Raw genomic sequence first — 16,664 nt, 5'->3', positions numbered from 1 at the left:
GTGTAGGAGCTGCCGAAGGCTGCGATCTTTTGACTTTGATTCTTTAAAAACAAGATCAAAAGATCGCAGCCTTCGGCAGCTCCTACAGGGGATTTCCAGTGTCTGGTTACGCGGGGTAACCGGTGATTTTGCGGATGCTCTGGTACAGCGGCTTGAGCTGGCGATACATGCGCAGGTACACCTCGTTGTACAAACGCTCATAGACCTGCTGCGCCTCGGGCTGCGGTGTGAACACCGCGCCCACCCGCGTCATCGCGGCGATTGCCGTGGGGAAATCCGCATACAAGCCCAACCCCACCGCACAACAGATCGCCGCGCCCAGCCCGGACGCTTCGTACACATGCGGACGCTCCGCCGGCAGGCCAAAAATATTCGCCGTCAGCTGCATCGCCGCATCGCTCTGCGAACCGCCACCGGCCACCCGCAGACGCTTGACCGACACCTTCGAACGCCTCTCGATGTTCTCCAGGCCCTGGCGCAACGCATACGCCAGCCCTTCCAGAATCGCCCGGTAAATGTGCGCGCGGGTGTGCACGTCGCCGAAGCCGATCATCGCGCCTTTAGCCTCGACGCCCGGCTCACGAATCCCCGGCGACCAATACGGTTGCAGCATCAGCCCCATCGACCCCGGCGGCACCGCGTTGACCAGCGCATCGAACAGTTGCTCGGGTTCAATGCCCTGCTCTTTCGCCTGCTGCATCTCGCGCAGGCCGAACTCGTTCTTGAACCAGCTGACCATCCAGTAACCGCGATAAATCATCACCTCGCAGTTGTACTGATCGGGCACCGCCGAGGGGTACGGCGGGATCAGCGGGACGATTTCCAGATAGCGCGAACGGGTGCTGGTGATCGTCGCGGTGGTGCCGTAAGACAGGCACACGGTGCTCGCATCGACCACGCCGGCACCGACCACTTCGCAGGCCTTGTCAGCGCCCGCGGCAATCAGCGGCAAGCCCTCGGGAATTCCGGTGTGACGGCTAGCTTCAGCGCTGATATAGCCAAGGGTTTCGCCGGGTTTGTGCAAGGTCGGCAATTGCTCCGGACGCACCGCCAGCGCCTGCCATTTCCAGTCGCTGGGCGCGGCCCATTTCAGGCGCTTGAAGTCGAACGGCAGATAGCCGACGCAGCAACCCACCGAGTCGACAAAGCGCCCACACAAACGATGGGTGAGAAACCCCGAGAGCAGCAAAAACTTGTCGGTCGCCGCCCAGATTTCCGGTTGATGTCTAGCGATCCAGTTGGCCTCGGCCTGCGCGCGAAAATAATCCACCGTCGCCTGCGCGCCGACCAGTTTGAACAGCCAGCCCCACGGCCCCTTGATCCCGCCCTCGACTTCGCTCTGGCGCTGATCGAGCCACAGAATGGCCGGGCGCAGAGGCTTGCCCTGAGCATCGACGTTGATCACCGTGCCGCGCTGGGTGGTCAGCGACACCCCGGCAATCTGCGAGCGATCAATCCCGGTTTGCGCCCATACCTGCTGGCAAGCCTCGCCGAGTTTCGCCCAGTAATAGTCCGGATCCTGCTCGGCCCAACCCGGTTGCGTCGAGTAGTACGCCTGCAATTCGACCTTGCCTTTGCCCAGCAGATTGCCCTGCAAATCGAAGAGCAATGCGCGCACGCTCTGGGTGCCGTTGTCGATCGCCAGCAGGTAGCGCTTGTTCGAGTGGTTATCCATGGCGCTCTCTTCAAGGGGCATCAAGGCGTGGCATCCGGCAGACCGTGATGGCGTTGCCACAACGCCCGGTAACGCTGCAGCTCTTGCTGCCAGTGTGCATCGTCCCAGCCCAGTCTTGGCTGGCAGAGTTGGCGGATGGCAGCGAAATATTCTTCACCACCGCGCGCCAGCAACAGGCCCAGACGGGTGCGGCGCAGCAACAGATCATCGAGGTGCAGCACCATTTCCGCTTCGCAGGCAAAGGCCAGCTCTGCCCACAAGGTGTCGGTGTTGCCGACCGTTTCGTGACCCAACTCGGCGATCAGCTGCGCCAGTCGCGGCAGGTCGCGACCGTGGCGTCCGGCCAGCCGTCGCCACTGTTGCGGGCTGAGTCCGGGAATCGTCAGCGGCGGCACCGGTGCGAACACTGGCGCGGCATCATCTTCGAAAGAGCGACCGAGCATATCGGCACAAGCCTTGAGCACTTCGATGGCTTGCGGGCGAAACGTCGTCAGTTTGCCGCCAGCTAACGTGACGCACCCCGGCTCCTGCCACAGCACATGTTCACGGGTTTCATTCGACGGTTTGCCTTGCTGCTCACCCGCCGCGCTGCCCACCACCGGACGTACGCCGGACCAGGTCGACAGCACATCGCTCGCCGTCACTTCGGCACCTGGAAATTGTTGCGTGCAGGCCGCCAGCAGATAGTCGAGTTCTTCGGCGCTGATGCTCGCGCTCTGATCCAGATTCTCGCGATGATCGAGGTCGGTGGTGCCAACCACCGTCGCCCCTTCCCAGGGAAAAACGAACACTGGCCGACGGTCGCGCTCATGCAAAAAAGTGAAGGCCTGCGCCACCGGCAAACGCCAGCCCGGCAGCAGCAGATGGCTGCCACGCAGCGGGCGCAATTGCCGCGGAGCCTCGGGCAAACGCAGGCGCTCAGCCCACGCTCCGGTCGCCACCGCCAACACGCCGCAACGCAATTGCAGCGATCCACCCGCTTCGCAGTCCTCGATCTGCACCCCACACACCCGACCGTTTTCGCGCAGCAAATGTTCGACGCGCACCCCGTTGAGCACTACCGCGCCATCGGCTCGCGCTTCGCTTAACACGCGCATCACCAGCCGTGCGTCATCGGTCAGCGCATCGACAAAACAGGTGCCGCCGAGCAGGTAATTTTCCTTCACCCCCGGCGCGAGAAAACGCAGTTGCTGCGCGTCATGAAAACGATGGCTGCGGCGTCCGGCCAACGCGTCGTAAACCGACAACAAGCCACCGAGCACACGCGGCCCGGGAAAGCCGCCGCGATAGTGCGGCATCATGAAACTCATCGGTTCCACCAGTCCCGGCGCTTCGTCGAGCAGACGCTGACGCTCACGCACCGAATCGCGGGTCAGGCGCCACTGGCCCTTGGCGATGTAACGCAAACCGCCGTGAACCATTTTCGACGATCGGCTGGAGGTGCCCCAGGCGAAATCCCGTTGCTCCAGCAGCAGACAACGCCAGCCACGCCGTGCCGCTTCGCGCAGAATTCCAGCACCGCTGATGCCGCCGCCAATCACGATCAGGTCCCAGGTTTCGTCGGTCAATGTCGGCAAGGTTTGCTGGCGCCACGCGGCGTTCCAGTCCGGGGGCATGATCGTCACTCCTGCAACAGCGTGCCGGGGTTGAGGCGCCCGGCCGGATCGAAGTGCCTGCTCAGCGCCTGCAAGGTATCCATCGCCAGCGCGCCTTTTTCGCGCGGCAGGTACGGCGCGTGATCCTTGCCGACCCCATGCTGGTGGCTGATGGTGCCGTGGTTGTCGACGATGGTCTGGCTGGCCGCGTGCTTGAGCGCCTGCCAGCGCGCCAGCGTCGCCGGATAATCCGCCGCCGGGCGAAACACGTAAGTGGTGTAGATGCTCGAGCCTTCGCCGTAAACGTGGGACAGATGGGTGAACACATGCACCCGCTCGCCCTGCGCTGCCAAGGCATCGCGCAGGCTGTTTTCGATCAGGTTGAGCAGGTGGTCGACGTTGCTCCAGTCGGTGGCGGTTTCCAGGGTGTCGACCACGTAACCGGCGTTCCACAGGTTCTCGCGCAGGTAGGGGAAACGGAAGCGGTTCTGCGCCCACTTGTTGCCGAGCAACGTACCGGTAAACACGCCACCGAAGGCTTTCAGATGCTGGCGCGCCTGGCTCAGCGACAGCGCGTTTTGCCGACGGTTGCCGGTCACGCCGAAGGTCAACAGGCACTTGCCTTCACCGGCGCCGCGCAAGCTCAAGTACTTCTCCAGCCAGGCGATCTGCTGCGGATGACCGGCCAGCGCCAGTTGGGTTTCGGTCTCTACCGCGTTCGACAGGCGTAACATCGACAGCGGCACTCGTGCCTGGGCCAATTGGCGGATCGCTTGCAGCGCCTTGCTCCAACTGGGCAGGAACACTCCGTAAAAACGTTCATCAGCAGGCAGCGGACTGACTCGCACTTTGACCTCGGAAATGATCCCGAAACGACCCTCGCAACCGAGCACCACTTCGCGCAGATCAGGCCCCGCCGCCGAAGCTGGGAACGTCGGAATTTCCAAGGGCCCGGCGAAAGTTTCCAGGGTGCCGCCAGCGAACAATTGCTCGATACGCCCGTAGCGCAACGACTGCTGACCGCTGGAGCGACTGGCCACCCAACCGCCCAGCGTCGACAGCTCCCACGACTGCGGGAAATGCCCCAGCGTGTAGCCGCGAGCGCGCAGCTGACTTTCCACCTGCGGACCACTGGCACCGGGGCCGAACGTCGCCAGTTGGCTATGCTCGTCGAGGTCGATCAGGCGATTCATCCGCGCCAGCGACACGGTCACCACCGGCCGCGCCGAATCCGGCGGATTGATGTGCCCGGCCACCGAAGTGCCGCCGCCGTAGGGAATCAGGCACAGGTCCTGCTCATGGGCGAGCGCCAGCAATTGGCGGATCTGTTCGGCAGTTTCGGGAAACGCCACCGCATCCGGATAGTTGCCCAGCGCACCTTCGCGCAGCGCCAGCCAGTCCGGCAGGCTCTGGCCTCGGGCGTGCAGCAGACGGTCATGGGCATCGACGCTGTACAAGGCGTGCGCCGCCAGCCGCGAGAGCGGCACCCGCGCCAATGCCGACTCCAGCGTGGCATTGGGCAACACGTGCCCGGCCCCCAACCGTTCATGGAGAAAGCTCGCACCCTGCGCCGGCAGTTCGACCACCGTTGTTGCCTCTCCCCAGCCGTTCCAGCGTCGCATGCGTGTGTCCTTCTTATACAGTCTGATCAGTGATGTGGCAGGCCTCCATACTAGTCAGCGGCCAAAAAGTGTCACGGTCGCATCCGGCCAGTTCGAGTAGCCAATTGAGTCAAACGTCGCGCAAGTGCCAGCCATTTACTTTAGTCGGGGTTTCAAATTACCTTTCAGGCATTCATTCGCTCACGCAGGCCTTGATCAAGGGATTCGGATCATGCAATCGCTCGGCTTCACCTCGGTTCCGCCGCTGCTCAAATACGTGCGTCATGCCGAGCAACTGGGCATGGCCATCGAGCCGGCGTTGGCGGCGGCCGGTTTGCAGGCGCAGCAACTGAGCGACAACAGCCTGCGCCTGCCGGGCGAAACCCATGAACGCCTGCTCGATTATTTCTGCGAGCACTCGGGCGATCCGCTGTTTGGTCTCAACGCGGCCAATTTCGTCCTGCCCAATTCCTGGAGCGTGCTCGGTTACATCACCATGAACTGCGCGACCCTGGGCGATGCCATGAGCCGGATCATGCCGTTCGAAAAACTGGTGGGCGACATGGGCGTCAGCCGCGCCGAAGTGCAGGACGGCCACGTGCATCTGATCTGGACTTGCCGCTACGAGCGTCCGCGGATTCGCCGGCATCTGGTGGAAAACGTCCTCGGCTCCTGGCTGCAATATGCACGCTGGATCGCCGACACACAGATGTCACCCGCCGCCGTGTGGCTGGAACATCCGTGCCCGCCAGATGCTACCCAGGCGCAGTACGAAGCGTTTTTCGATTGCCCGGTGCTGTTCGAGCAGGCGTATTCGGCGCTGATCGTGCCGCTGGCGTATCTGCAATTACCGCTGCGCCAGGCCGATGCGCAATTGCTGCGTACCCTGGAAGAACACGCGATGGGCTTGATGGCGACGCTGGAGGATGCATCGCTGCAGCAGCGGGTCAAAAGCATCCTGCGCCAGTTGCTCAAGGAAGGCTTGCCGCGCAAGGAACAGGTGGCCGAGCAGCTCGCGGTGTCGGTGCGCACGTTGCAGCGCCAGTTGCATCAGGCGGGGACGTCGTATCAGCAGATTCTTGATGACTTGCGTCAGGAGCTGGCCGAGCATTATTTGCTCAACAGCACCTTGCCGATTCAGGACATTGCGCAGTATCTGGGGTTTACCGAACCACGGTCGTTTCATCGCACGTTCAAGAGCAGGCGCGGGATGCCGCCGGGGGAGTTTCGGCAGATGCATCGCGGGTGATTATTCTGGCCTCATCGCTGGCAAGCCAGCTCCCACAGTGACCGGGTCGTACACAAAATCTGCGGCTCGCACATAACCCTGTGGGAGCTGGCTTGCCAGCGAAGGCGCCAGTGGCCACACCAAAAACCCGACAGACAATTCCTCAATTTCAGCAACCCAATAAACCCACTGCAACCCCCGTGTTTAAAGACACTCAGTGTTACGCCCTACTGCCTACAAATCCTTGCGCCACTGCCTACGGCTACGCCAGAATCCGCCGGCTTGTGCGCCCCGGAGGCCGTCGGTAACTTGAGTCCGTCACTGATTTCCAGTGATCGGGTTTAGTAGCCCGAGGTTCTTCCAGGGTGCATTGCACATCAAACAGTCAGGCATTTTCCGTCTGCGCTCTATGGTGGCTGTGCGCAGGGCGCTTTCGAGCGCGCCGGTTCCCTGGGTCCCCGGTCTACTAACCTGCGCACAGCTGCCACCTCTTCTTATTAGTAGAGAAGCGGTGATGGCTCCTACTTCAGGACCCAAAATCATGTTCAAAGTTACGCCCAACCCGCCGCCCACCGACGCGGCCTCCCCCTATGAATCCCCCGAATCAAGGAAATTCCACGAAGCCGCCGAGCGCGCCCTCGACCACTACCTCGGCCCACCGAGGCCCGCGATCATGGCCACCCCGTACCAGCCCAATCGTCTCTACATGGCCAATCCGGCCAGCGGCACCGAACCGTTGCTGGCCGACGCCTGCGAATCCCTCGGCTCGGCCACCGTGATGCTCAACGACTTCGCCGGGCTACTGGAAGGCTCGCACCGCAAGACTCTGCAAGGCATCGCGCAAGTAGTGATGGTGGCGGAGATCGCCGTCAACCGGGTGCTGGACAAGTTAGTGCCGACCGAATAAACGAAAAAGCCCGCGGCCAGACCTTGATGGTATGGCAGCGGGCTTTTTTGCCTGTCTCGAATCAGACACTGATCGCGTTGGTGAACACCAGTCGATTACCAAACGGATCGGCAATGGTCATGTCCTGACTGCCCCACGGCATCGCCTGAATCTGTGGGTGCGAGAATTTATATTCCTTGGCCATCAGTTGCTGCTGAAACGCCTCCAGCTCATCGGTCTCGATGCGCAACGCCGAGCCAGGCGTCGCATCGCCATGATGCTCGGACAGGTGCAGCACGCACTCGCCACGGGACACCTGCAGATACAGCGGGAAGTTCGCTTCGAAACGATGCTGCCAGTCGATCTTGAAACCGAGGAAGTCGACGTAAAACTCCAACGCCTTGGCTTCATCGAAGATCCGCAGGATCGGGGTGGTTTTGCCGAAGCTCATGGGGTGCTCCCTGACTTGTTTGGCCCAAAAGTGTAGACGGGCTGGATGTCAGCAATTCGGCTTGGCGGTGGCTTTCTTTAATTGCAATGTGCCACCACTGTGACGCACTCCGCGAAACGTCAGCGAAAGTTGTTGCGCAAATCCCCGTCCCGCGCCAGAAACCGCCCTTCCCGGCGACCATTCGCCTGCCCGTCGCGATAACTCAACACACCATTGACCCACACCCCATCAATCCCCTGCGCCGCCCGCTGCGGATCAGCGAAATCTGCCACATCGCGCACCGTCGCCGGATCGAACAGCACCAGATCCGCCCAGTGCCCCTCGCGAATCTCGCCGCGCTCTTTCAAGCCAAACCGCACCGCCGACAGGCCGGTCATCTTGTGTACCGCCGTGTGCAGCGGAAACAACCCGAGATCGCGACTGAAATGGCCGAGCACTCGTGGGAAAGCGCCCCACAGGCGTGGATGCGGGAATGGGTCTTCCGGCAGTCCGTCAGACCCGACCATCGACAGTGGATGCGCGAGGATTTTTCGTACATCGGCCTCGTCCATGCCGTAGTACACCGCGCCCGCCGGTTGCAGGCGCTTGGCGGCTTCGAGCAGTGGCACGTTCCATTCGGCGGCGATGTCGATCAGGTCGCGACCGCTGACTTCGGGGTGCGGCGTCGACCAGGTGATGGTGATGCGGTGGGCGTCGGTGACTTGCTTCAGATCCAGCGTCGAAGAACTCGCCGCGTAGGGATAGCAATCGCATCCTACGTGCTGGGTTTTCGCCGCTGCTTCCAGCGATGCGAGCAACTGCGGACTACGCCCCCAGTTGCCGACACCGGCGCATTTGAGGTGGGAAATGATCACCGGGGATTGTGAGTGACGGCCGATGCTGAACGCTTCCTCCATCGCCTCCAGCACCGGCTCGAACTCACTGCGCAGGTGGGTGGTGTACACCGCGCCAAATGCGGTCAGTTCTTCGGTCAGTTGCTTCACTTCGTCGGTGGAGGCGTTAAAGGCGCTGGCGTAGGCCAGGCCTGTGGATAAACCGAGCGCGCCGGCTTCAAGGCTTTCACGCAACTGCTCGCGCATCGCGGCGATTTCGTCAGGCGTGGCGGTGCGCAACAGGTCGTCGAGGTGATTGCTGCGCAGTGCGGTGTGACCGACGAGTGCGGCGACGTTCAGCGTGGTGTTCGCCGCTTCGACGGCGGCGCGATAATCGCTGAAGCGCGGATAGACGAACGCCGCTGCGGTACCGAGCAGGTTCATCGGGTCCGGCGGATTGCCTTTCAAACTCACCGGCGAGGCGCTGATCCCACAGTTGCCGACAATCACCGTGGTCACGCCCTGGCTGAGCTTGGGTAGCATCTGCGGCTGGCGGATGACCACGGTGTCATCGTGGGTGTGCACGTCGATGAAGCCTGGGGCGAGCACGCGGCCGGCGGCGTCGATTTCCTCCGTGGCGCGGGCATCATGCAGGTCGCCGATACGTTCGATGCGCCCGTTGAGAATCGCCACATCGGCGCGGTAGCCGGGCGTGTTGCTGCCATCAATGACGGTGGCGTTGCGGATCAGCGTGTCGTACTGCATGTCTGTCTCCCGGCGGGAGTCAGCGTCAACTCCTGCCCTTGATCAAATGGTGATCGAAGCCTTGCTCCACCAGATACCGCCAGGCTACCTGAACCTCTTCGGGGATCGCCTGTTCGACCTGAAAACCCAACGCAGGGTAAACCATGATGCGGTGCACATCGCCGACCATTTCGTCGATCAGGCCCAGCACCCCGATCAGGTTGCTGACGTCATCAGGAAAATCGAACGACGGCGCATCCACAAAGGCTTCCAGTCCGGGCCACTGCACGGGCAGGGTCAACGCCACGCGCCGGATCGAATTGGGTTTGGTCAGAAACGTCGCACGACGCACGTCGGGAAACATCGCTCGGGCAAACGCGATGTTTTCGGCAAAGTTGGTCGCGCGGGTTTCCAGGGTGAACTGCTGCGCCGTCACCCCTTGCGCCAAGGCGCGTTGGGCAAAAATATCGGCTTCGGAGCGTTCCCACAAATGCCGGGTCCAGTTGCCGGTATTGCCGGTGAACAACAGGTGGGGTGCCACGCCGTCTTTCAACAGTTGGCAAGCGTAATCGCAGACCCGCAGGTCGTAGGAGCCGCAGACCACAATCAATTCACAAGCGCTGTGTTGGCGCCCCGCACCGAGGAATTTCCAGAGCACGCTGGCGTGCTGCAACGTCAATGTCATGAGCGGGCAAACCTCCGGGTCGGGTGCGCGTTGATGAACAGCGCTCCATCGGCATAACCGTGCGCGCCCCTGCCGTCCAGCCTGAGCGCAAGCCGGGTGAAATCGGCATACACACCTGCGGCGCCATGCGCGGTCAGCGTCGGGTCGTCGCCAATGCCGATACACAGCGCACCGCTGCTGACCGCCGACTGCACGCCGCTGACAGAGTCTTCGAACACCAGGCATTCATCACTTTGCCGACCCAGTTGTGCCGCCGCCAGGCGATAGGGATCGGGGGCCGGTTTGCCGCTGCGTACGTCGTCGCGGCAGATGATGCTGTCGAACGCCGACATCAGGTCGTGTTGCTGCAGAACGTGGTCAACCCGCGCCCGCCAACTGCTGGTGACCAGCGCCAGGGGCACGGCGTGCTCGCGGAGTCGGGCGATCAACGCCGCGACGCCCGGCACCAGCGCACAGTTCGTCACCTGCTCGATGGCGTCGACTTCACGCTTGATCGCCACCTGCTGCGCTTCGCCAAACTCTGCGAACAAGGTCTTGAGGGTATAACCGCCGGGACGGCCATGGATGTGCTCGTCGATGAAATCCTGATCGACGCTGACCCCGTACTCGCGCGCCACGGTGGTCCAGGCGTGTTCAATCACCTCGCGGGACTGAATGAGCACGCCGTCCATATCAAAGCAGACGGCTGTAAACGTTTGTTGAGCCATGAGTTGAACTTCGCATTTTCTGATGAGCAATGAACGCCAGCACCGTTCCGACCAACGCGAACAGCGCCATCACGTAGTAGGACCACTGCGGCCGGGTCTGGTACAGGTAGCCGGCGAAAGGTGTGGCCAGGCCCATGGGCAACGCCACCGCCAGGGAGTAATAAACCCCTTGAGTAAAGACCTGAATATCCTGCGGTGCCTGGTCGCGAATAAAGCGCATGATCGCCGCGTGGTAGGCGGCAAAGCTCAGCGCGTGCAGACACTGCCCCAGCAGGATCAGCGACACCGCGTCGCTGTTGGAAAACAGCGCCCAGCGCAGTGCCGCACAGACACTGGAAAACATCACCAGGGACAACGGCGCGCAAAACGCCAGGACCTTGTTGGAGAGCGCGAACCAGGTGATTTCCGCAATCACCGCCACCGCCCAGAACATGCCAATCGCTGAGGAAGAGAAGCCCTTCACTCCCCAACCGATCGAAGCCGTGGAAAAGTACAGGGTGTGGCTCAACTGAATGAAGCTGGCGGCGGCAATCGCGATCAGCAGGCTTTTGTGTGCCAACAGCGCTTTCCAGTCCGGCCGTTTGCGCGCCGGGCCGGGCGGCGCCAGATGCGCCCGCGCCACCTGGCGCTTCAGGCGCAGACACGCCACAGCGGTGATCAACATGCTCGCTGCGATCACCAGCGGCACCCACGACTGGCTGTACTGCGCAAACAGAAAACCACCGAGGGTCGAGGTCAGGATAAAGGCCGATGAGCCTACCGCCCGCACCCAACCGTAATTCTGCAGGGCCAGTTTGTCGCGCTTGAGCAGATAGGACTCGGACAGCGGCAACACCACCATCCATACCCCTCCAAACAGCACACTCAGGCACACGAACATCCATAAGTGCGCCGGGATGAAGTAGAACAGCAACGTACACAACGCGGCGGTAACGCTCAGAACAGCGGCGAGCCGCAACTGATCCACGCGCCAGTCGGCCACATAGGTGATCAGCACCCCGGTCACCACCTGCGGCCAATACGCTGCGGCGATCAGCAAACCGATTTCACTGGCACTGAAACCCAGTGAATCCAGCCAGGTCGGCCAGAACGGATAGATGATCCCTTCCGCCGCAAAGAACCCGAAAAAGATTAAATACATTCGTCAACCATACGCCCGGTACTCCTGAAGCAGGGCTCCCGGGGAGCCCTGCATACCATCCGTTTATTCGAAGCGTTGCTGAGTGAAGCTGTTTTTGCCCTTGCGCCAGACGATCAGCGATTCACTCATGACCACCAGATCGACCATGCCTTCTTTCAGCGCATCCAGTGCGTCCTGGGAAGAGCACACGATCGGTTCTTCGTGTCGATTGAACGAGGTGTTGATCAAGGCTGCCTGACCGGTTTTCTGGTGCCAGGCCGTCAGCAGGCGATGCATGAACGGGTCGCTCTGCGGGCGAATGATCTGCGGGCGCGCCGTGCCGTCGATGTGCACCACCGCCGGACTTGCCTCGCGAAATTGCGGATGGCAGTCGTAGGTCATAGTCATGGTATCGGCAGCCACTTGCTCCTCGTCCCAACCGACGTAGCAGGCCGGTGCTTGCTCAATGGCGGTGACCGGGCCGAACGGCATGAACTCGGTGCGGTGCATGCGTTTGTTGAGCCAGTCGTTCACCTCGGCATCCTGCGCGTGATAGACGATGCTGCGGTTGCACAGCGAACGCGGGCCGAACTCCATCTTGCCCTTGAACATGCCCAGCACCTGATTTTCCGTCAGGGCCTCGGTCAACACCTCGATGATGTTCGACGGCGTGTGATAACCGAGTTCAGGGTAGTCGCGATTGATCAGGTTGATGTTCTGCGAAACGCTGCGCGATTCCGGGCCAAGCATCATCGACGGATTCTTGAAGCGGGTGCCGTTTTCCAGGTACGCGGTACCGACCGCAGCAGCCAGTGCCAGGCCGCCATCGCCCATGCACGGCAGCACGTAGACGTCTTTGACGCCCGGGATCTCACGCAGACGCTGGTTGAGTTTGACGTTGCCAAACACGCCGCCGGCCAGGCACAGGTTGGCACTGCCGCGCTGGGCCAGATGATGGCTGACGGTGGCCACCAGCAGGTCTTCGCTGTGACGCTGTACAGCGGCGGCGATGTCCTCGGGGGTTTCCCGGGCAAACAGGGTTTCCAGCGGCTCGCTGTAGGTGTTGTAGGACGGCAGGAACATATCGCCGCAGCGCGCCTTGATGCGGCCGTCTTCGAAACGGATCATCTGCTGCATCACGCCCAGCAGTTTCTGCGGATCGCCGAATGCGGCCAGACCGGTGACCTTGCCTTCGTGGCGGTTGGGTTTGTAACCGAGCAGGTGGGTGATCCGGCCGTAGAAATAACCGAGGCTGTCGACACTGGTTTCGCGTTGCAGCACCGTGGTTTCTGACGGGCTGTACCAGGTGACGGTCAGCGACTGAAAGTCGCCGCGTCCGTCGCAGGTCAGGGTCAACGCGTCCTCGAATGGCGAGCAGACATAGGCACCGAGCGCATGGCACTCGTGGTGATCAATGTAGTACGCCTTGCCTTGCAGACCGTTGTCGACGATGAACTGGTCGAATTCGCCGCGCTTTGCCTTGTCGTTGTTGATTTCATCGGTCACACGCTGACGGAACTGCGCAAGGCCCTGGGGGTTGCTCCGGACTTCCTCGACGATGCGATCGAAGTACAACGCCAGATGTTTGTCGGCACTGAAACCGGCGTTCCATCCATAGGCGACATGATCGACGTCTTCCAGCGACACGCCGGCCTGGCTCAACACAAACTCGATGGACTTGGCCGGCCAGATTTTATGATCCTTGATGCGGGTGAAGCGCTCTTCACTGACCGCTGAAAGAATCTGACCATCACGTACCAGGCAAGCACCCGCCAAATCATTGTTTGTAATACCCAAAATGATCATAACTATTCCTTGTTTTCGCCAATTGAGGTGACGGCTTCGCCCACGCGCGTAGCGTGCAATGCAATAACCAGAGTCAATGACAGATGCCGGCCGTCATGGCCGACCATTACTCATCGAGAGATCGCGGATTCATGTAGGTCCGCCGGGGGAATACGCCTTTACGAGAAGGCATCAATGTGTCTCGCCATCGCAAATTCCTTTTGCCAGAAAACTCCATGGGCGGTGCCGTGCTGCACGGGCCTCATGCCTGCAACACGTGGAGGGCGACATCCATCGCAGCCGTCCTCGTTTCATCGCGGTAGCAGCCTAGCCGGTAATTTCCCGAGCACCCGGCGAAGTCCCCGCTAAAAATTAAATTCCACTGGCATGCGGCGTATTTGCGGGGGTTTACCGGGACAAAAAAACGGACGATGACGGCGTGCCATTCAACTTTTCTGTTTTTGTTCCACCGCTTTCGCGAGCAAGCCCGCTCCCACCGGTTGATCGCATTCCGTCAGCCAGAATGCGGTTAACCTGTGGGAGCGGGCTTGCTCGCGAATGGCTTCACGCGGTGCAGCGTGAACTCACACCATCTCGTTACGAATCCACTCCACCACCGACGTACGCTTTGGCGCCCAGCCCAGCAGTTCACGAGCGTGTTTGCCGCGTACGCGACTGTTCGAGCCAAGGCCGTAGTTGGCCATTTCGTAACCCCACTCGGCTTCGGCGTCTTGCAGCGGCCAGTCTTGTGGCTCGCCGAGATTCAGCGCTTCGGCCATGGCAGTGGTCATGTCAATGAACGACGCTTCGCCGCTTTCGACGAAGTAGAAAGTGCCCGGGACGTTTTTGGTCAGCGCCAGCAGGTACAGGGCGACGACGTCGTCGATGTGCACGTTGGACCAGATGTTCTGGCCAGTGCCGACATGGCGCACCACACCACTTTTGCGTGCTTGTTTGAGCAGGCGCGGCAACTGCACGCTGTCGCGATTGACGCCCAGGCTGTGGCCATAGATCAGGGTGTTGCAGATCACCGCCGAGTTCACCCCGTCCTTCGCGGCGGCGAGGATCAGGTTGTCGATCGCCACACGGGCAGCCTTGTCGACGGTGGGCTCCGGCAGGTTGTCTTCGTAGTAGATGACATCGCTGGACTTGCCGCCCGAGGCATCGCCGACGATGCTCGAACCGCTGGTGTGCAGGAACACTTTGTTCGAACCGCGCAGGGCACCGAGCAACGCTTCGACAGCACCGCGATGGTCGCTGCTGGCGGCGTTGATCACCGCATCGGCGGCGCGGGCCTGTTCAGCCAGCAATGTGCTGTCTTCGAGGGTGCCGATCACCGGGGTGATGCCCAGTGCCTTGAGCTCTTCGGCCTGTTCGGCGCTACGCACCAGGCCGGTGACATTATGTCCTGCCTGAACCAGACCGGTGGCGATCGAGCCGCCGATAAAACCGGCAGCGCCGGTGATGAATACGTTCATGGAGAAACTCCCTGCGTGAATAAGTGATGCAGCGAGTATCGACCGGCCACCCCGATGGAAAAACCCGCCCTCGCCCAAATCACTGTTGCGCAGGGGTCACGAATCAGCCCTTGAAATCCGCACTGGCGTACGCCGCGAGTTTGCTCTGGATGAAATCGAGGAAGCACTGGATGCGCAGCGCCAGTTGCGAGTTACGGTAGTACACCGCGTTGATCGGCTGGCGATAACCGCTGTTGAATTCCGCCAACAGCACCTTGAGGCGCCCGGCGCGAATGTCGTCGATGGTCATGAAGTGCGACAGGCAGGCAATGCCCTGGCCTTCCAGCGCCAGATGGCGCACGGTCTCGCCGCTGGAGGCGCTGATCGCCGGAGTGATCGGCCAACGGTCGCCATGCACGTAGCGCAGCGGCCACTGGTTGAGGCCTTCGTTGTGGGTGAAGCCAAGCAGAGTGTGTTCACTCAAGTCGGCGACCTGCTGCGGCGCCCCGTGTTTCTCAAGATAGGCCGGGCTGGCGACGATCAGCAGCGGACTGCAACCCAGTGAGCGCGCATGCAACGTCGAGTCGGCAAGAGTGCCGATGCGGATGGCGACGTCGGTGCTTTGTTCCAGCAGGTCAATGATCAGGTCATTGCTGTTGAGTTCGAGCTGGATGTCCGGGTACAGGCCACGGAACTCGTCGATGTACGGCACGATGGCGTGCAGCATGAAGGGCGACGCGGCGTTGATCCGCAGGCGTCCGGACGGGGTTTGCTGGCGTGAGGACAGTCGCTCTTCGAGCGCATCCATCTGATCGAGAATCAGCTTGGCCTGCTCGAAGAAATACTTGCCCTCCTCGGTCAGGTCCATGCGCCGCGTGGTGCGGTTGATCAGCGTGGTGTCGAGCTTGGCTTCGAGCCGCGACAGTGTGCGGCTGACCGCCGAAGGGGTCTGGCCGACCTGCTCGGCAGCGGCGGAAATCGAACCGCATTCGATCACGCAGACGAAAATCTGCAACTCATCGGATCTGGCTTTCACGGGTGTCCCTTATTGATCAACTGCACAAATCCATTGTGGAGAGAGAACACCCCTGTGGCGAGGGGATTTATCCCCGATGGACTGCGCAGCAGGCCCCGCTTTTCGAGATCAAGATCAGGGGGCCGCTGCGCGACCCATCGGGGATGAATCCCCTCACCACATTTAAAACCCTCACCCCAGTTACAACCGTAACCACATGAAATCACCTCAAGCCTTGAGACCAAACACCTGTTTCAGATGCTGCTCATACCGCGCCACATCATTCTCGATGTTCGGGCGCTTCATCACGTCCACACAGAGGAACGTCGGCAACCCGCTCATGCCCAAGAACTCGTTGGCCTTGTGGAACGGGAAATACACCGCATCCACACCCTTGGCTTCAAAGAAATCGCTCGGGTCATCAAACGCCTGCTGCGGTGCGTTCCAGGTCAGCGACAGCATGTATTGCTTGCCCTGAATCAGGCCGCCGCTGCCGTACTTCTGCGACGCGTCGGAACGGGTCCGACCATCGCTGGCATAGAGGCTGCCGTGGCCTTCGGTGAAGACTTCGTCGATGTACTTTTTCACCGTCCACGGCGCGCCCATCCACCAGCCCGGCATCTGATAAATGATCACGTCGGCCCAGAGGAATTTGGCCACTTCTTCAGCGACGTCGTAACCCTCGTCGATGAACGTGGTTTTGACATCCAGACCGCCACGATCCAGCACGCTCAGCGCGGTTTCGTGCAGGGTGGCGTTGTAACGACCGTCGGAGTGAGCGAATTTTTTGCCACCATTGAGCAACAACACTTTTTTCATCGGAACGCCTCGCGCAGCCATTGGGCTGGAGAAAGATGGGAAAACGAATGGCGGCAGGTTAACCATCCATCTCGCGCGGAATAA

14 protein-coding genes are annotated in these 16,664 nt (G+C 61.2%); 2 read left to right on the top strand and 12 right to left on the bottom strand.

The features are described from left to right. Positions 1-106 precede the first annotated feature (106 nt). Genes ACOYXG_RS03255 through ACOYXG_RS03245 form a run of 3 tightly spaced genes read right to left on the bottom strand, consistent with a single transcriptional unit; the run spans position 107 to position 4,892 of the window. Positions 107-1,675, bottom strand: coding sequence for an FGGY-family carbohydrate kinase (locus tag ACOYXG_RS03255; protein WP_460355889.1), 1,569 nt, complete (start codon positions 1,673-1,675; stop codon positions 107-109). 20 nt (positions 1,676-1,695) lie between these two features. After that, entirely contained in the window at positions 1,696-3,291 is a 1,596-nt protein-coding gene (locus tag ACOYXG_RS03250) for a glycerol-3-phosphate dehydrogenase/oxidase (protein ID WP_460355886.1), read from the bottom strand. Positions 3,292-3,296: 5 nt separating this feature from the next. Then, positions 3,297-4,892: an FAD-binding oxidoreductase gene (locus ACOYXG_RS03245; protein WP_460355883.1), complete on the bottom strand. Its 1,596-nt coding sequence runs from the start codon at positions 4,890-4,892 to the stop codon at positions 3,297-3,299. A gap of 211 nt (positions 4,893-5,103) precedes the next feature. Here ACOYXG_RS03245 and gliR point away from each other — a divergent pair, with 211 nt between their 5' ends. Together gliR and ACOYXG_RS03235 are read left to right on the top strand one after the other, a co-directional pair. After that, positions 5,104-6,120: an AraC family transcriptional regulator GliR gene (gene gliR, locus ACOYXG_RS03240; RefSeq protein ID WP_150370239.1), complete on the top strand. Its 1,017-nt coding sequence runs from the start codon at positions 5,104-5,106 to the stop codon at positions 6,118-6,120. A 520-nt stretch (positions 6,121-6,640) separates the two neighbouring features. Continuing rightward, positions 6,641-7,006: a DUF6124 family protein gene (locus ACOYXG_RS03235; RefSeq protein WP_027614134.1), complete on the top strand. Its 366-nt coding sequence runs from the start codon at positions 6,641-6,643 to the stop codon at positions 7,004-7,006. A 61-nt stretch (positions 7,007-7,067) separates the two neighbouring features. On the opposite strand, the gene ACOYXG_RS03230 is transcribed toward ACOYXG_RS03235, so the two are convergent. The 9 genes from ACOYXG_RS03230 to ACOYXG_RS03190 form a co-directional block, all read right to left on the bottom strand. Continuing rightward, a complete protein-coding gene (locus ACOYXG_RS03230; protein ID WP_095139854.1) occupies positions 7,068-7,436 on the bottom strand; it encodes a glyoxalase superfamily protein in 369 nt (122 codons plus the stop codon). A gap of 119 nt (positions 7,437-7,555) precedes the next feature. Further along, positions 7,556-9,013 (bottom strand): N-acyl-D-amino-acid deacylase family protein, encoded by a 1,458-nt coding sequence (locus ACOYXG_RS03225; protein WP_103367741.1) that lies wholly within the window; start codon positions 9,011-9,013, stop codon positions 7,556-7,558. A gap of 25 nt (positions 9,014-9,038) precedes the next feature. Next, positions 9,039-9,677, bottom strand: coding sequence for a YdcF family protein (locus ACOYXG_RS03220; protein WP_027614137.1), 639 nt, complete (start codon positions 9,675-9,677; stop codon positions 9,039-9,041). Next, on the bottom strand, positions 9,674-10,384 hold the full coding sequence (locus ACOYXG_RS03215) for an HAD family hydrolase (protein ID WP_460355879.1): 711 nt from the start codon (positions 10,382-10,384) through the stop codon (positions 9,674-9,676). The genes ACOYXG_RS03220 and ACOYXG_RS03215 overlap by 4 nt, the downstream gene beginning before the upstream one ends. Beyond that, positions 10,350-11,525, bottom strand: coding sequence for an MFS transporter (locus ACOYXG_RS03210; protein ID WP_336837855.1), 1,176 nt, complete (start codon positions 11,523-11,525; stop codon positions 10,350-10,352). The genes ACOYXG_RS03215 and ACOYXG_RS03210 overlap by 35 nt, the downstream gene beginning before the upstream one ends. Before the next feature lie 63 nt (positions 11,526-11,588). Next, positions 11,589-13,310: a carbamoyltransferase family protein gene (locus ACOYXG_RS03205; protein ID WP_027614140.1), complete on the bottom strand. Its 1,722-nt coding sequence runs from the start codon at positions 13,308-13,310 to the stop codon at positions 11,589-11,591. A 563-nt stretch (positions 13,311-13,873) separates the two neighbouring features. Next, positions 13,874-14,767: an NAD-dependent epimerase/dehydratase family protein gene (locus tag ACOYXG_RS03200; RefSeq protein WP_460355876.1), complete on the bottom strand. Its 894-nt coding sequence runs from the start codon at positions 14,765-14,767 to the stop codon at positions 13,874-13,876. 103 nt (positions 14,768-14,870) lie between these two features. Further along, positions 14,871-15,782 carry a LysR family transcriptional regulator gene (locus tag ACOYXG_RS03195; RefSeq protein WP_027614142.1) on the bottom strand — a complete coding sequence of 304 codons (912 nt, stop codon included), beginning with the start codon at positions 15,780-15,782 and terminating at the stop codon, positions 14,871-14,873. Positions 15,783-15,989: 207 nt separating this feature from the next. Next, the gene (locus ACOYXG_RS03190; RefSeq protein ID WP_095139858.1) at positions 15,990-16,580 is read right to left on the bottom strand and encodes an NADPH:quinone oxidoreductase MdaB; all 591 of its coding nucleotides are present in this window, start codon (positions 16,578-16,580) and stop codon (positions 15,990-15,992) included. Positions 16,581-16,664 lie beyond the last annotated feature (84 nt).

It is taken from the genome of Pseudomonas sp. G3-39 (assembly GCF_054790485.1).
This window is presented reverse-complemented; position numbering and strand designations above follow the sequence as displayed.

What these genes read in the sequence shown, in the direction of transcription:
- ACOYXG_RS03255 (WP_460355889.1), bottom strand. Translation starts at nt 1,675, where the DNA reads ATGGATAACCACTCGAACAAGCGCTACCTGCTGGCGATCGACAACGGC.
- ACOYXG_RS03250 (WP_460355886.1), bottom strand. Translation starts at nt 3,291, where the DNA reads ATGCCCCCGGACTGGAACGCCGCGTGGCGCCAGCAAACCTTGCCGACA.
- ACOYXG_RS03245 (WP_460355883.1), bottom strand. Translation starts at nt 4,892, where the DNA reads ATGCGACGCTGGAACGGCTGGGGAGAGGCAACAACGGTGGTCGAACTG.
- gliR (WP_150370239.1), top strand. Translation starts at nt 5,104, where the DNA reads ATGCAATCGCTCGGCTTCACCTCGGTTCCGCCGCTGCTCAAATACGTG.
- ACOYXG_RS03235 (WP_027614134.1), top strand. Translation starts at nt 6,641, where the DNA reads ATGTTCAAAGTTACGCCCAACCCGCCGCCCACCGACGCGGCCTCCCCC.
- ACOYXG_RS03230 (WP_095139854.1), bottom strand. Translation starts at nt 7,436, where the DNA reads ATGAGCTTCGGCAAAACCACCCCGATCCTGCGGATCTTCGATGAAGCC.
- ACOYXG_RS03225 (WP_103367741.1), bottom strand. Translation starts at nt 9,013, where the DNA reads ATGCAGTACGACACGCTGATCCGCAACGCCACCGTCATTGATGGCAGC.
- ACOYXG_RS03220 (WP_027614137.1), bottom strand. Translation starts at nt 9,677, where the DNA reads ATGACATTGACGTTGCAGCACGCCAGCGTGCTCTGGAAATTCCTCGGT.
- ACOYXG_RS03215 (WP_460355879.1), bottom strand. Translation starts at nt 10,384, where the DNA reads ATGGCTCAACAAACGTTTACAGCCGTCTGCTTTGATATGGACGGCGTG.
- ACOYXG_RS03210 (WP_336837855.1), bottom strand. Translation starts at nt 11,525, where the DNA reads ATGTATTTAATCTTTTTCGGGTTCTTTGCGGCGGAAGGGATCATCTAT.
- ACOYXG_RS03205 (WP_027614140.1), bottom strand. Translation starts at nt 13,310, where the DNA reads ATGATCATTTTGGGTATTACAAACAATGATTTGGCGGGTGCTTGCCTG.
- ACOYXG_RS03200 (WP_460355876.1), bottom strand. Translation starts at nt 14,767, where the DNA reads ATGAACGTATTCATCACCGGCGCTGCCGGTTTTATCGGCGGCTCGATC.
- ACOYXG_RS03190 (WP_095139858.1), bottom strand. Translation starts at nt 16,580, where the DNA reads ATGAAAAAAGTGTTGTTGCTCAATGGTGGCAAAAAATTCGCTCACTCC.